The sequence below is a fragment of the Chitinimonas naiadis genome (genome assembly GCF_054780835.1).
In genome coordinates, this window is the sequence record NZ_BAAGVO010000005.1 from 136301 (window position 1) to 151714 (window position 15414).

The window sequence follows — 15414 nt, forward strand, 5'->3', positions numbered from 1 at the left end:
GATACGAAGAGGGCGGGCCATGGTGGTCTGTCCCCTATTTTTCTTGATCGGTATGATCCAGTTCTTTAGCCCATCCCGATTGACAGAGGGTTAGCATCCTTTGGGCCATCCCATTTCAACTGGCTGCGCATACTATCTGGCACCTGCCCGAACAACTTAATCAGATACGCAATTTGTTGAGTGTAGATCGGAGACAGTTGGGCATTGCAAGTATCATAATAGTTTCGCGCCTGGACATTTAGAAACCAAATATCATGCTCCACAAAGTCAGCTCGAAACATGGAAATCGGAAGATTGTGAATCAGCTCCGTTTCATAGTAAACAGAACGATCATTCAACCTTTGCCACCACGAACCCGCCGCTTGATTTCTAAGATAAACAAGTGACAGCTTCAATAATTCCTGATAAATCATTTGCTTTTCCGACATATCACTCATCAACACCACTCCGGCAAAAAACACCACTTCAGACGTCCTTAGAGCATCTAAGGCGTAGGCATAGTTTTGACTGGCAAAATAAGGCCTGTGCTAATTGTTCCCCACTGCTTGGCGGCTTGGATTAACCTTTGAACAAACTCAGAAATTCCAATTTGCAAAAATATATAAAACAGGGGGCAGACCACGATTTACATATAGAAAATCGTGATCTGCCCCTTGCTTTTCCCGCATATTTTATTCTTTAAAAGAATGCTTCCTGAGGAAAGTCAAAGCAACTCCCGCAATCAGGTATGAAGAAAAAATACCTGCAAAACCTCCCCAGAACACGAAAGCGAAACCCGGCACTACCCCCCCATTCACCAGCAAGGCAATCAAAGACATTAACAACCAGAGAACAATCTCAATGATTATCATCATGGAAATTTCCTCAGCCTCGTCAACTCTCCCGGCGCCGTATTTTTTAGAGGAATGAAATTTCCATGCCAACACGAACGGCGTCCCTATATTCCACACAATCTTGAGGGCAAATAAGACGGCGCAAACAATAAACACTATCTTAATCATCGGGCAATAATCCTTTGTCCAAGAAACCCCTTCCAAACTTCCCAGCCTGACGGCCAAGCAAGTCTCGCGGCTTCAATTTCTTGCGTAATTCCGGCAGCCCGATCTGCAACAGGGCGAACAGATTAGGGTCAGGTCTTGCATTTTGCACTGTTCGAGCATTGGCACTGAGGACAGACCACGATGCTTCGTCAGGACCGCAAGCCTACAGAAAACAATAGAAAGCCAGATCCCGCAGTAAACCCGCCTTGTGAAACCCGCCCCGGATTGCGCGCCATTGCCGCCAGGGCCTCGGTGTGTCCGGCAACGCCAGATAGTCGGTCAGCACGTTCGTAGGCTCCGCGGCCAACCGCCCCCGATAGCCGGCCTGAAACGCAGCCGCCTGCTCAAAGCCCCGCGTCACGCGCAGGCGCAGCGCGGTGGGGCCATCGACGATCGCCCTTCTATAGCGCACCAGCGCGCTGCTGGCCCCCACCTGGTTACCGCCATGCTGCCGATAGCGCACCAGGGCTTCCGGCAAGGCGATCACCTTGCCAAACGCACTCGCCACCAGGCCAAACCAGTGGTCGTGCATGATGGCCTGTGCCGGTATCGGCAAGGCCAACTCGCGTAGCGCACGGTTGATCATGGTCGCGCAACCGGTCACATTGTTCTGTACCAGCAAGGCGCGGAAGCTACCGCGCCTCAGGGCATCTAGCCCCTGCAACTGCCAGAACGAAGGCGCAATGACCTCGTCGTCGGCATCGACCACGATCAGATCGTGGTGCACCAGCAACGGCGTCGAACTTCCCGTCGCCAGCTCCCGCTGCTGCATTGCGGCAAGCAAGCCCGCCAGCTTGCCCGGCAGCCAGACATCATCCTGATCGGCAAATACCGAGTACGGCGCCTCGCTCACCGCAGCCAGCGCCGCAAAGTTCTGCACCACCCCCAGAGAGACACCATCCCCATCCAGCAGGCTAACCTGCGCAGGATGTGCGCGCTGAAAAGCCTCCAGCAACGCAACGGTCCCGTCACGCGAGCCATCATCGCGAACGATCAATCGCCAATCTTGTAACGTCTGCCGCTCCAGCGATGCCAACAACGCAGGTAGCCATACTGCCCCGTTGTAGGTCGCGAGCAGGATATCGATCTGCGCCGGCATCTCAGATCACACCCCGCTTGAATACGCGGCGCATCCGCTGCCGGGCATCCTCCAGCCAGCCCACCACCTGGCTCCCCCCGGCCATGCCCGCCAATACGATCAGGCTGGCCCGCCCGTACAGGCCGCACAGGGTGTGACGTCGGCGATAGGCCGTCAGCCAGGATGCGGGAAGCACATCGTCGCCACGCAAGGTCTGCAGCAGGCGGACGCGCTGTAACTCCTCCGTACCATGCCGTGCAAAAGCCGGGAGTGGTCGTGCCAGCGGCAGGACCGACGTCACCTTGGCAACGCACAGCAAACGCTCAGCCATGTCTTGCAGCGCCAGGAACTGCCAGTCAGCGAGCGCGCCGCTCGCCGTCTCCACGGCGCCATACCGCGCTATCGCACTGGGCGGGAACAGCACGGCCTGTATCGGTGTCGATTGTTCTATTCCCACCGCCGTGCGGCCAGGCGCCGGCTCCCAGGCAAGGCCGAACTTCCGGCTAGTCGGAAGCGCCCAATCGCTTGCCTCCCAGACCAGGCCAAATGCCGGCTTGGCGCCAGCCTCCGTCGCCGCGATCAGCAGGGTCTCGACATGGTCGGCGAACAACAGCCCCTCCGGGGGCAGCAGATTGATCCAAGCCCCCCGCGCCTGCTGCAAGGCCAACTTGCCAAAGGCGGCCGGTGTCAGCGTATCGCCAATTGCATGGTAGCGAAGCCGCTCGTCCGCCAGCAGCGGTCGCAGTAAAGGTTCGTGCGCGCCGGGTCCATTCTCGACCACCACCACCTCAAGGTGGCGATAGGTCTGCCCCAGTGCCGTCCGGACGGCATGCAGCAGTCCCGGTGCCGGCCCTGCCAGCCGGATCACGATGGAAACCAGCGGCGCCAGCGCCGGTGTCGGCAGGCTCGCCTGATGAAAGGCACCGGGTCGATGCGGCGCAAAATTCCATTGCGAGAAATAGGGCAGGAACCCCTGGCCACGCAGGCTCTCCCCGCTGGTACGGAAGACGTCCTGCACCTTGAGAAAACGCCGCACCGCTCCCCAGAGCAATCGCCGCCGCCCGGGGAAACGCTCGGGCGCCAGCATCTGCAGCAACGCAAACCCCAGCCCGGCCATCACCTGGGCACGGCTACCATAACGCGCACGCAGGCAAAGGCTGCCGTAGACGCTCTCGATAGCCTGTAGCGGTTTGGGGACACGAATGTTCGCGTAGCTGTCATGCCGCGTCGTGGCCTGCGGCACATAGCGCAGGCCCCAGCCGGCGGCGCGCAAACGCCAGGAAAGATCCACATCCTCGGCATACATGAAGATGCGTTCGTCAAAGCCGCCTACCGCCGCGTAGGCGCTGCGGCGGAACAGCACGGCCGCGCAGGCTACCCAGTCGGTCGCGCCGCTGACCGGGTCATAGAGCTTCGGGTGTTCATGCGGCAGTTGCCGCATTTCCCAGGCGGCCACCCCATCATCGCCTTGGGCTGCTGCCAGCAGGCACGCAATGGCATCGTCCTCCAGCACACAGTCCGGGTTCAATACCAGAAAGTACTCGGCTTCGCCGTGCTGGAAATTATGGTTCTGTCCCGTACCGAAGCCACCGTTGACGCTGGCATGGCGCAGGCTGACAGCCAGGTCACCCGTCTCGCAGCGCCCCAGTAGAGCCTCGACAGCCGCGGCATCGTCAACATCGTTGTTGAGCAGCAGGACATTCGCGATCACACCCGTCTCCAGGCGCTGGCGAGCAAGGCTCGCCAGCAGGCCCGAAAGCTGCTCGACGGTATTCCGATACAGGACGATCGAGATGTCGAGGGAGGGCATCAAACGCGTCTGCGACGTATACCAAGCTTGCGCGCCACTTTCTTGGCAAAATTGTAGCCACGCCGTGCGGCGGCCAGGCATTTGCGCTTGAACCAGACCGTAAGGCTGGCATTGATCACCAGGTTCAGGTCGGCGATCTCCCGCTCAAGATGCACGATCCAGGCTTTCTGTTCACGGATGCGGCGGGTCGTGCCGGCCGGGAACAACTGGCTTTGCGCGTCCATCTTCTCAAGGATGCGACGGTGATCGCGCTCCCACTCATGCCGGGAATGCACGGTATAGGACGACTCCCCCTTGACCCAGCGATGATAGATCGCCGTAATCGCCGGCGTACTCTGCACGCCGCACAGGAACGCCGCCTGCATCTCGAAATCCCAGTCCTCGGCCGTATCCAGCGCCTCGTCAAAACGCACACCCAGATCATGGAACACGCTGGTCGGGATCGCATAGCACATCGGCGGCGTGTAGTTCTGGGTCAAGTGCTCGATCAGATCGAACTCGCTGGGGTAAATCTTGCGCAAGGCATCGGATACGCGGAAACCCGATACACCGTTGGACCAGGTCACAGACTCGATATCCTGCTCCACGGTCACCGCACGCAGCACGTTGCCATTGGCACCATTGGCTGCCAGATCCCGGAATATCTCCACCCAGTGGCTGAACACTAGGTCATCGTCGTCGAGGATGGCAGCATAACTGCCGCGGGCTTCCTCGAAACCCAGGTTCAACGGCGCGGTTCTGCCGCCATGATCCAGCAGGATCAGGCGCGTCTTGTTACGCATATAGGCAGGCTGATCCTCGATCAGCCGCTCGATAACCAGTTGCTGCTCCACCGACACCTTGTGGGCGATGACGATCAGCTCGAAGTCCTGGCAGGTCTGCGCAGCCAGGCAAAGCAGTACGTCGCGCAAGGTACCGGCACGACGGCCCTGCGTCCGGGTGATGATGGACAGGAAGGGACGGGCGGGCGGCTCACGGTCCACCTGCAAGGCAGTGTCTGGTCGCGGCGGCGCGGGCAGATAGGCGCGAACCAGTTGGTTCACGGTCGCATTCTGGTCGCTCTGGCTTTTCAGGCGCCGCAGGTAACCACCCAGCAAGGAGTTCGGGCTGAGCATCACATTGTCCGCCGGGAAGTGCTGGTCGCTCTTCTCCATATGGACATCCAGTTCGCCCACCTGCCGCCAGCCAGCCTTGGCACACATCTGTGTCAGCAGCGATTCGGTATGGTGGATCACATGGGTGTGATCGAGCAGGCCGTGCTCGGTATAGTCCCAGCGCCCGCCAAACAGCTTGATCGCAACATCCCGGTGGGTCACGTTCGGCACGCTGATCATCAGCGGCACCGGGGTCGCCTGCACCAGCGCACGCAGCGCAGCCAGGATCTCGCTATCGGTGCGCACATGCTCAAGCGTATCCAGCACCGAGATCGACGCCAGCTCGCGGCCCGCCAGTACCGCCTGCAAATTGCCATGCAGGGCCGTCACGTCCTGCAGGTCCACGGCATGGACCTCAAAACCACGGGCCTTCAGGTCCTCCAGGCCGGATTCACCGATATCGACGCCGACATAGGTCAGGCCCATCTGGCGCAGCGGCTCGGCGATGGCACCGTAGCCGCAGCCGATATCCAGATGCACCCCGGTCGTCGCACCGTACTGCTTGATCAGCTCGACCACATGACCGTAGACATTGTTCTTATAGAAATTGAAGTGATACACGTCATTCATGGCATGACCTTTACCGAATCTCTCAACAAATCCCGAACCCCGGCTTGGCGGGGCCCCTGCAAATCGGGGGGATGTGGCACCAGGACGTCAAGGCCCCGCTACCTATTGGTGCGCGAGCCCTACCGCGCGGCACCGGCACCCGCAGGCGCCTCGTGTTGCCGCTCGAGACCTGTCGACATGGCGCGGATGGCAGACAGCGCCACCTCCGTACATGCCGCCTCAGGCTGACGATTAATAACGATGCTTGGCATAAAATCCGTCGATGAACTCAGCCACCTCGGCCGCGTTCTCGATCACCGCCGGCAAGCGGTTTTCCGCCGCCCGCTGGTCATAGGTCGCCGCCGCCTTCTTCTGCAATTCGGAACCCTGCGCATACAGGCCAGCCTTGAACTGCGCCACCAGATCCGGGCGTCCGTACTTGTGGGCCAGCATCAGGGCGGCCTCCGCCGAGTAATACTCCTCGGCATTACCCACCATCCAGTGCCCCTCGTTCGAGAGCCGCTTGTCATGGAAGATCACCGCAGGCGGGTGGAAGATCACCTTGTAGCCCGCCAGTCGTACCCGCCAGGAAAAATCCACGTCATCGCAGTACAGGAAGAACGTCTCGGCATCGAAGCCACCCACGGCCTTGATCACGGCCTTCGGTACCAGCGCGCAGGCGGTCGTCGCCCAACCGGTTTCACCGGTCTGCCGGTCGTAGTCCTTGGGATGCTCGATCGGCAACTGCCGCGCCTCCACCATGCCGACATCCGCACGGCTCAGCGGGCGGACCAGCTCGATAAAGAGGTTGGGCGCAACGATGGTATCGGGGTTGAGGATCAGCACCAGATCGCTGTCAAAATCCGCCAGCAAGGCATTGTGACCCGCAGCCGATCCTTTGTTCTCGCCAAAGAAACGGTAGTCGATCGCATCGATGCCAAACTCGAGCGAGGAGGCTGTCAGTTCAGCAATGCGTGCATCGGAAAAAACACGCTCGGGCGAACAGTCCCCCAGCGCAATTGTCGCGTGGGCAATGGCGCCGTCCGTGACAGCCAGCTGGATCGCCCGCTGCAGGTTCTCCAGCGCCAGCTCAACGTGGTGCGGTGCATTGCCATAGAGTATCGACTGTATGCGGAGCGTAGGTGCAGTCTTGGTCGGAGTGGTCGAGTCGCTCATAGGCCTAATCGAAACAGGAATTCAAGGAGCGCGCTGCCACGAATCGCGACAGCCGCTGCATCAGACGAAAATCGGGCCGGCCTGCACCCTGGGTAGCAGGGCACGGACCGGTCGGGTTACAGCTGGTCGGCAATGTGTACCTGCAAGGCGGCCACGCCGGCAGACAATGACCACTGCGGGGCCCAGCCCAGTTCGGCCTGCGCGGCAGAGATGGCGCAGGCGGCATGCCGCACATCGCCATCACGGAACTGGCCCGATACCGTCGGGTTAGGTGCACCATAGTACGCCGCCACTTCCGACGCCATCTGGCGGATCGTGGTAGCCACGCCCGAGCCGATATCCAGCAACCGTGCCGGCGTTGCCGGCTTGCTCACGGCAGCAGCCAGGGCATCGGCAACGTCGTCGATATAGACGAAATCACGGGTCACTTCGCCGTCCTCATACAAGGGGATGACCGACTGTGCCTTGGCCATGCGGGAGAACAACGCCACGATGCCGGTATAGGAGTTGGTCAGCGACTGACCAGGTCCATAGACATTCTGCAGACGCAGGATAGACAGCGGCACCTTCTGGGCCAGGCACCAGGCAGACAGGATATGTTCCTGCGTCAGCTTGGTGGCGGCATACACGCTGGTCGGCTGCGGCTGCGTCTGCCCCGCCACCGCCGCTTGCGACACCATGCCGGGGAAGTCCCATTGCCCCGCTTCAAGCTGTACACGACCACGCGCGCCCGGGTAGCTGACCACCCCATCGGCACCGACCCAGGCACCTTCACCGTAAACCGCACGGCTGCTGGTTAAAAGGATTTGCTCGGGACGGATCTGATGGCGACCCAGGGCATCGGTCAACTGGGTAGTACCGACCACATTCACCATTCCATGGCGGGACGCCTCGGTCAGCGATTGGCCGGTACCGGTTTCCGCCGCAAGGTGGACGATGATATCGGGGCGGAACGCAGCCAGCACCTGATCCCAGCTCGCCGGTAAGGTGACGTCAGCGACGATCAGCTCGGCCCGCTCATGCAGCGCCGCCGGCCGTTCCGCACGGGCGTGCACCTGGGGGTGCAGGTTGTCCATCACCACGTAACGGCCGGCATGGGGGGCAAGTCGGCGCGCCAGGGCGCAGCCAATGAATCCTGCACCACCGGTTACCAGGACCGACTTGCCGGCCAGTGCCAGCGCTATTTGCTCAATATTCATATCTGTCATTTCGTTCTGAATCACTAAACCTTGAAACCTGATTTCCCAAAACTGCCAAGTGCCCGCCACCAGTAAGCCAGGCCCAAGCCTGGGCCACGGGACTTATAGGACAACGCCACCTTCTCCACCAGATGCCAGCTGACCACCGCGCACAGATAACTGAGCGCCATGCTCAACAGCGTATAGAAGACAAAGCCATGACGGTGCATACCCAGGTAGGCCAGCAGCTGCAGGATCGGAAAACCGTAGATATACACGCCATAGGAGTAATCGTTGACCGCCCCGATACGCTTCAGCGCTGCGGGCAAACGTGCCGCCAGCCACAATACGGCATAGACCAGCGCAGGATAGGACACCAAAACGTAACCGCTCGTGAACAGGCAGAACAGGAACAGGCCGCACGCGGCCAGGCCGATCCGGTCATCAAAGGGAATACGATCGGCGTAGACCGCCATCAGTCCACCTGTCATGAACAGAAAGGTGTAACGCACGGTATGGGGGTCCGCCAGCCAGGAGGCCAGCTTGCCGGTCAAGCCCGGGTCCGCCAGTTGCAGCAGCATCAGGAAATAGAGCACCAGGCACAGGATGCATATCATCACCGGGAGCTTGCGCAGAAAACCGAAAGCCGCAATCGCCCCGATCAGCATATAGCAGCGCCATTCATACAACAGGGTCCATAGCGACCCGTTGAACACGCTTTCGTTGATCTGGATACCGTACGGCGTGGTCGTAGCAAACAGGTTGTGCAGGCTGTACTGGCCAATGTCCAACCACATATTGCCGTAGAAATAGTGGAATGGCCCGCCGACCCCCATGGTGAAGTAGCCCGTCAGCGCGCCATGCTCGAACCACCACAGGGCAGGTCCCACGACAAAGCCGGTCAGCAGCAGGATCACCCAGTAGGCGGGGAAGATACGCAGGGCGCGCCGCCACAGGAACTGCAGCCAATCACCACTGCCGGCGCTCTTGGTAATCAGGTACCCGCTGATGGCAAAGAAGCCAGCCACGGCGATACCGCCGAGCGAATCCTGACCCTGGGACCAGGCCCACATGCGGTCCGCACCAAAGCCCCCCAGGGGAAAGGCGTGATCGACGACCACCAGCAATGCCAGCATCAGTCGTATAAAGCCAAAGGCGTTGTCGTGCCCCTTGAGGGCATCGCGCAATGTGGTCATGGCGTCCTGAGGTGTCGACATGGTTTAAGTCCGCGCCAGCGTGACAGATTGCATGGGTATGCCCAGCAAACCGGTCGTCACGCTGCTGGAGTGGGATTTGAGCAGGATGGCATCGTGTATCCACTGGTGCACCACATGGTGGTCCTGGGTGCCATCGGACAAAGCCGCACACAGGGAATAGTCACCCGGTGGCAGGATGGGCATGCGGAACTGGAAGCTGGCCTGCAACGATCCGCCGGCAGGCGTTGCCACCGGCTGGAACTGATGGCTGAGGAAAGTATTGTCGCCGAACAGGAACTGCCCAAGCCGGTCCTTGAGCAGGAAGCCGATGATGGGCCGTTCCAGGTCCGCGCGAGTGTGTGCCGCGATCCTGACCTGCACCAGTTCGCCGCCAACCACCCAGGACAAGGGATGACCAGCCTCGTCGAGCAGCATGACCGAGGTGATATGGGCCGCGCTGGTGCCAAAGTACTCAGCCGAGGGATCAAAACTGAACACCTCGATATCGTTGCGCAACGGCGAGACATTGAGCCAATCCAGGCGCTGGTCGCGTACTGGCAGCGCGGGAACCGGTACGGCAGCAGGGGGCTCGGCCGGCGTCAGCGCATCCAGGGCACCGCTGCCCTGGTTGTAGTTGGCCGCCAGGTAGCGCTCGCATACCGTCTTGGCGTCGCCCGCCAGTTGCATCTGGCCGTGATCCAGCCAGATGGCCCGGTCGCACAGGTTCACGACGGCACCACTGTCATGGCTCACGAACAGGATCGTGCCATTCTCGCGGAAACGCCGGAGAAAGCGCATGCACTTCTGGGTAAAGAACGCGTCGCCAACCGCCAGCGCCTCGTCCACGACCAGAATATCCGCATCGACATGCGCCACGACGGCAAAGGCCAGCCGCACATACATCCCGCTCGAATAGGTCTTGACCGGCTGGTAGACAAAATCGCCGATGTCGGCAAAGGCCAGGATCGCCTCCAGCCGCTGATCAATCTCTCCCCGACTGAGCCCCAAAATAGTGGCGTAGAGATAGACGTTCTCTATCCCGGTAAACTCGGGGTTGAAACCCGCCCCCAGCTCCAGCAAGGCCGCGATCCGGCCGTTGATGGCCACGCTGCCCTCGCTGGGCGTCAAGGTGCCGCAGATCAGCTGCAACAGCGTGGATTTGCCGGAACCATTCTTGCCGATGATGCCGATGGTTTCGCCGCGCGCCACCTCAAAGCTGATGCCGTCCAGCGCCACGAACTCCTTGCGGTAGCGATGGCTGCCGAACAGGCCCTCCAGCAGACGGTGGTGCGGGCGCTCATAGATCGGGTAGCGCTTGGTCAGGTTGGTGATCTGGATCACGGGTTTAGAGGACATCGGCGAATCCTCCGCGCAGGCGCACAAAGATCCGGTGCCCCAACCATGCGATGAAGACGGCAACCAGCCAGTAGCCGAGCAAGGCATCCCAGGCCGGCCAGGCACCACGCAACAGGATAGCCCGCAGCGCCTCGATCGGTATGGTCAGCGGGCTCCATGCCATGAAGGGGCGGAACAGTTCCGGCACGGCATCCAGCGGATAGAAGACCGGCGAGAGAAATTGCAGCATGGTCAGCAGCAGCCCGACCGCCTGCCCCAGGTCCCGGAAGTAAACCCCGAGTGCCGCTAGCGCCCAGGCCAGCCCCGCCAGCAGGAGTACCAATGGTAGCAAGACCAGCGGCAAGGCGATCACCGTCAGGCCCAGCCCCCGGCTGAACACCACGAACAGCAGCAGCACCGCGAGGCCCGCCAGCGCATGAAATAGCGCGCTGCCAACCAGCACCAGCGGCAGCGTATCGAGCGGGAACACCACCTTCTTCACATAGCTGGTGTACTGCAGCAACAACGCAGGCGCCCGCCCCAGCACTTCAGCACAGAGCAGAAAAGCCACCATGCCGGCGAACACCATCAGGGCAAATTCGAGCTTGCCGGGGTGCGTACCCGCCCAGCGCGCATTGAAAATCACGCTGAACACAAAGGTATACACCGTCAGCATCAGCAGCGGCGTGACAAAGGACCAGGCCAGGCCCAGCCAGGAGCCCCGGTAACGACCCAGTATCTCCCGCCGGGCGAGCTGATAGATCAGCGCCCGCTGGCGGAATAGATCAACAGGTAACAGTCTTGCAAACATAGATCAGCTTACAGAGGGAGGATGTCCCCCTCCTGGAAAATGGGAAGAAAACACGATTCAGGCCGCCCGGTAGGCAGGAAAGAAACCGCCTGCACTTTTTCCGGCCGAGAGTTCGGCATAGGCCGGCCCATTGAGCACCTGGCCCAGCAGGTAGGCTGGGCGCGTCTGGTTGGCAAAGCCGGCCTTGAAGCGGAACAGGCCATCCGCCTCGCTGCTGTTGCCGGCGTTGGCGCCAAAGTCGACCAGTTTAATCTCTGGGTGGGCTTCGAGCACGCAGTCGATGATCGCGTAGGCGGCGCTATGCTTGTAACCCGCCAGGTAGGAGGCACTCAGGTGGTAGTACGCCAGCCCCTCATGCACGATCCACAGCTGCCCGGCGACCACCTCGCCCTCCACCTTCGCCACCCACAGCTCCAGCCCGGGCAGATCTGCCAGCAGGCCGAAGTAGTCGGCGGAGAAATTGGCAGGGCCGGTCACTGCGTGCCGCAGGATCAGTTCGGCATACAGGCTGTTCCAGACAGCCAGCCCCTCGTGATAGTCCAGCCGGCTGACCTCGCACAGCCGCCGTCCCCTACGCACTTCGTAGCGATGGTGCCGGTCATAGCTGAACGGTTGCGACCGATCGAGCACCTGATGCTGCTTGAACGCGATGCAACGCTCGAACATCCCGGCAAATTCAGGCGGGGCAAGATCAGCAGACGCCAGCGCATCGGTCACCGCAACAAAGCTGACATGGTTGCCATCCCCCAACGCCAGCAAGTCCTGCTTCAGCAGGCCAGGTTCGGGCACGGCCAGCCGCGGATAGGGGCCTTGCAGATCGCGATAGCTCGAGCCGGCAATCGGCCGAGACAGGACAAAGGCGTGCGTTGCAGGCAGCTCAAGCGCCTGGCCCTGCGCTTGCAGGGCTTGGGCATAGGTCTTTGTTGCGTAGGGATGCAAGACGGTTACTCAGAGCAGGGAGACAACGTGCTCGATGACTCGATCCACATCATGCTCGTTAAGACGATGATCCACCGGCAGCGTAATCAGTTGCGCTGCCAGCGCATGTTCCTTGGGAAAGAGCGCTTCCGGGCTGGGGAGTTGCCGCCAGTGCCGTGGCGCGAATACGCGCAGGCCCACCAACGACCGCCAGATCCGGTCCGCCTCCACATGCCGGAAAACGAAACCCATCGGCGTGTAGCCACGGGCGTCTCCCAGCAGCGAATGTGCTGCCAGCGCCGCCTGGTAGCGCGCATAGTTGCGGTGCCGCGCCTCGGACAGGCCCGCCAGTTCGACACTATCCAGTATGGCGTGCGACCAGCGCGACATCGGCTGCGACGACACGGCCTGCTGCGCTTCTTCCTGCTGGTACTGCGCATACCAGCGCTCGCCCGCCAGGGCGGCAGGGTCTTCGAATCGCAACAAGGGCGCCAGCGGCGGCGCAATGGCCGCGAAGTCTGCAACCACCGGCAATGTGTCACGCGCCCTGTCGCGGCGCAAGATGCCACCATCGGCGACGCCAAGCAGCTTGCGCGGCGAATAGATACGCCAGTCCGCCCACGGGGCAACGCCGGGATCGAGCGCCTGGGCACAGTCTTCCAGCAGCAAGGCCGGCAAGGCCACCAGCTCGGCGCGAACCTCGGCAGACGGCGGACGACCAAAGTAGTCCACCACCAGTACGGCGTCGCCCGATCGGGGTAGCAAGGCGCGCAAGGCGATCAGGTCCGGCGACATATCGCCGGCCAGCGGGTAGTAGTCCACCTCGCAGGCCGCCGCGGTCGCCGCCTCGATCACCGAATCACAGATATAGGCCGGTAGCAGCAGGCGCTTGCTACCGTGGGCACGCAATACTGCCGCGATCGCCGAACGCGCATTCTGGAAGCACGCATGGGCTTGCCCAGCGTTGACCCAGCGCTTCAGCACGCTGCCGGTAACTGGCATCGGCGGTTCAATCGGAAAGAAACCACCGATGGGCAATGCCGACATCAGCTGCGCGACTCCGCCGCCGGCTTGGTGCAGATCTGGAATACGCTGGCGCACATGTCCGGGTAGACCATGCCCAGGCGGTAGCAACCGTCGAGAAAGTCCTGATCGATCAGGCCCGTCGTCATGGCCTTGTCCAGCTGGAAGTTGGCCAGCGGCTTGAAGAACACGCCACCGCGGCTCTCCGGCACCAGCCCGGCCGCCCGCACTTCCGCTTCCAGCGTATCGAGCGAATAGGTGCAACGATGGCCGTGCGCCTTCTCGCCCGGAGTAACCGCCTGGTTATGCGTGATCAGGCCCATCTTCACCGCAATCTGGCGGGACGCCGCATTGGCATTCGGCACCACCACGAACAACCGGCCCTTCTCGCTCAGCCAGCTGCCGATGCGCTGCAACGCACCGATCGGGTCATCCAGATGCTCCAGCGTATGGACCAGGAAGATATTGTCGTAGGCCTGGGTCGGCTGTGCCGTCTCAATCAGCGTGTGCACGAAACGCACGCTGCCCGGTACCTTGGCGCGGGCCACTTCGATCAGGTCCGAGGCAGCTTCGAACACCGTCAGGTCATCGAAGCGCTTGGCCAGCATCTTGGTCATCTCACCCTCGAAGCAACCCAGCTCTAGCGTCGGGCCGGCCTGGAAATAAGGCTTCAGGGCAGTCAGGATGTATTCGCGCAGGACATAGTCGAACTCATAGGCGTACGAACGCTCTTCGTTGTTCTGGTATTCCTGATTGTGATCACGTTCTTGCATATCAACCTTGGTCCTTGTAGTACATGCGGCGCTCTGCGGGTTGGTACCACTCATTCAGATTGGCCGGCACGCGCGCGCGATAGCCTAATAGCTGGCGCAGTTTTTCGGTCTTGGGGAAATCCTCCCCCAGCATTCTTGGGTAGTCGAGCTGTTGTTTGACAAAAGCCCGGGTAAACGTCGGCGTCAGCGCAACGCGCGCCTTGTCGCTGACATTCGGCGCGGCCGAATGCCAGAGGTTCGAATCAAAGAGCACGATGGAACCGGCCGGCCCCAGCGCGCGCACTGCATGCTGCTCGAAATAGGCCTCGTCCGGCCGGGCTTCGACCAGGTGCGAACCCGGGATCAACTTGGTGGCGCCATTCTGCTCGGTAAACTCGTCTACCATCACCAGCATATTGATCATCAGCTTGAAGTCCCCGGAATAAGTCCGTACATCCCGGTGGAAATTATGCCCGTGCGCGTAATGGCTGGCCCCGCTGGGGAAATTGATCAGCGCACCGTAGGAATTGAGGATATAGGCCGCACCACCGAAATAGGCGGCAATATGCTCGTCCAGATAGTGCTGGTACAGGAACGCATCCAGCGCGCCACCGCCACCGACGGCGTGATGTGCCGCACCCGCCATACCCTCGCCCAGGCCATTGGCCTGCTGCATGGCCTGGCAATCACGGCAGGCACGTTCGATATCCGCCCGCAGAGCAGGCAGGTCAGCCTCGGGGATCACCCGTTCAAAGACGGAATAGCCTTGCGTACCAATCTCATTCAGGAACTCGGCAACAGACTTCAGATTGCTCACGGCATCTACTTCCAGTATTCGTTACGCTCGATCAGGGCCCGGTAGTCGGCAGCAGTCACACCCACCCATAATCTGTCCCAGCGGCGACCTTCCCGGTAGTACCAGTCACGTTGCCGCCCCTCGATCTGCCAACCGCATTTTTCCACATAGACATGCAGCGAGGCCTGATTGTGGTCAATGATGGTGGTATCGAGCCGGGCCAGGCCAAGCTCATCAAAGGCGTAGCGCATCAGGGCCATCACGGTATCCGTGCCATAGCCCTTGCCGCGAATGTCGGCATCACCCAGCAAGGTGCCCTGGAATGCCGTGCCGTTCTTCCAGTCGATATCCACCAGGTTGGCGGTACCGATCAAGCCATCCTCGGCCGTTTCAATCGCAAACCGCTGGTTTACCGACTGGCAGTTGAGCCCCTGCCACCAGGCGTGCTGTTCCCGCAGATTGTTGGGGAAATGCCAGCCACCCAGCAGCCGCTGCAGCTCAGGCTCGTTGGCCCAGCGGTGCAAGCTGGCCAGATCCGCCTCCTCAATGGCCCGCAACGTAACGGTCCGACCCTTGATCCACATAGCGCGTCCGTTCC

General features: G+C 61.1%; 15 protein-coding genes. All 15 read right to left on the bottom strand.

Annotated features, from left to right (window positions below; all coding sequences use genetic code 11):
• Positions 1 to 65 precede the first annotated feature (65 nt).
• The gene (locus tag ACYVHK_RS16520) at positions 66 to 437 is read right to left on the bottom strand and encodes a hypothetical protein (protein WP_460534326.1); all 372 of its coding nucleotides are present in this window, start codon (positions 435 to 437) and stop codon (positions 66 to 68) included.
• A 234-nt stretch (positions 438 to 671) separates the two neighbouring features.
• Positions 672 to 1058 carry a hypothetical protein gene (locus tag ACYVHK_RS16525; protein ID WP_460534328.1) on the bottom strand — a complete coding sequence of 129 codons (387 nt, stop codon included), beginning with the start codon at positions 1056 to 1058 and terminating at the stop codon, positions 672 to 674.
• A gap of 145 nt (positions 1059 to 1203) precedes the next feature.
• Positions 1204 to 2139, bottom strand: coding sequence for a glycosyltransferase family 2 protein (locus ACYVHK_RS16530; protein ID WP_460534330.1), 936 nt, complete (start codon positions 2137 to 2139; stop codon positions 1204 to 1206).
• 1 nt (position 2140) lies between these two features.
• Complete coding sequence (locus tag ACYVHK_RS16535; RefSeq protein ID WP_460534332.1) at positions 2141 to 3928, bottom strand: glycosyltransferase family 2 protein; 1788 nt, start codon at positions 3926 to 3928, stop codon at positions 2141 to 2143.
• Positions 3928 to 5652: a methyltransferase domain-containing protein gene (locus ACYVHK_RS16540; protein WP_460534334.1), complete on the bottom strand. Its 1725-nt coding sequence runs from the start codon at positions 5650 to 5652 to the stop codon at positions 3928 to 3930. Before ACYVHK_RS16540 ends, ACYVHK_RS16535 begins: the two co-directional genes overlap by 1 nt.
• A 231-nt stretch (positions 5653 to 5883) precedes the next feature.
• A complete protein-coding gene (locus ACYVHK_RS16545; RefSeq protein ID WP_460534336.1) occupies positions 5884 to 6807 on the bottom strand; it encodes a glycosyltransferase family protein in 924 nt (307 codons plus the stop codon).
• Between the two features lie 116 nt (positions 6808 to 6923).
• Positions 6924 to 8006, bottom strand: coding sequence for an NAD-dependent epimerase/dehydratase family protein (locus ACYVHK_RS16550; protein WP_460534338.1), 1083 nt, complete (start codon positions 8004 to 8006; stop codon positions 6924 to 6926).
• A 23-nt stretch (positions 8007 to 8029) separates the two neighbouring features.
• A complete protein-coding gene (locus tag ACYVHK_RS16555; protein WP_460534340.1) occupies positions 8030 to 9202 on the bottom strand; it encodes an acyltransferase family protein in 1173 nt (390 codons plus the stop codon).
• Positions 9203 to 9205: 3 nt separating this feature from the next.
• Positions 9206 to 10537: an ABC transporter ATP-binding protein gene (locus ACYVHK_RS16560; RefSeq protein ID WP_460534342.1), complete on the bottom strand. Its 1332-nt coding sequence runs from the start codon at positions 10535 to 10537 to the stop codon at positions 9206 to 9208.
• Positions 10527 to 11327: an ABC transporter permease gene (locus ACYVHK_RS16565; RefSeq protein ID WP_460534345.1), complete on the bottom strand. Its 801-nt coding sequence runs from the start codon at positions 11325 to 11327 to the stop codon at positions 10527 to 10529. The genes ACYVHK_RS16560 and ACYVHK_RS16565 overlap by 11 nt, the downstream gene beginning before the upstream one ends.
• 57 nt (positions 11328 to 11384) lie before the next feature.
• Positions 11385 to 12266, bottom strand: a complete 882-nt coding sequence (locus ACYVHK_RS16570; RefSeq protein WP_460534347.1) for a GNAT family N-acetyltransferase — start codon at positions 12264 to 12266, stop codon at positions 11385 to 11387.
• 9 nt (positions 12267 to 12275) lie between these two features.
• A complete protein-coding gene (locus ACYVHK_RS16575) occupies positions 12276 to 13292 on the bottom strand; it encodes an aspartate aminotransferase family protein (RefSeq protein ID WP_460534349.1) in 1017 nt (338 codons plus the stop codon).
• A complete protein-coding gene (locus tag ACYVHK_RS16580; protein WP_460534351.1) occupies positions 13292 to 14041 on the bottom strand; it encodes a class I SAM-dependent methyltransferase in 750 nt (249 codons plus the stop codon). The genes ACYVHK_RS16575 and ACYVHK_RS16580 overlap by 1 nt, the downstream gene beginning before the upstream one ends.
• Before the next feature lies 1 nt (position 14042).
• Positions 14043 to 14837, bottom strand: a complete 795-nt coding sequence (locus ACYVHK_RS16585) for a phytanoyl-CoA dioxygenase family protein (RefSeq protein ID WP_460534353.1) — start codon at positions 14835 to 14837, stop codon at positions 14043 to 14045.
• A 5-nt stretch (positions 14838 to 14842) separates the two neighbouring features.
• A complete protein-coding gene (locus ACYVHK_RS16590) occupies positions 14843 to 15400 on the bottom strand; it encodes a GNAT family N-acetyltransferase (protein WP_460534355.1) in 558 nt (185 codons plus the stop codon).
• Positions 15401 to 15414: the final 14 nt, after the last annotated feature.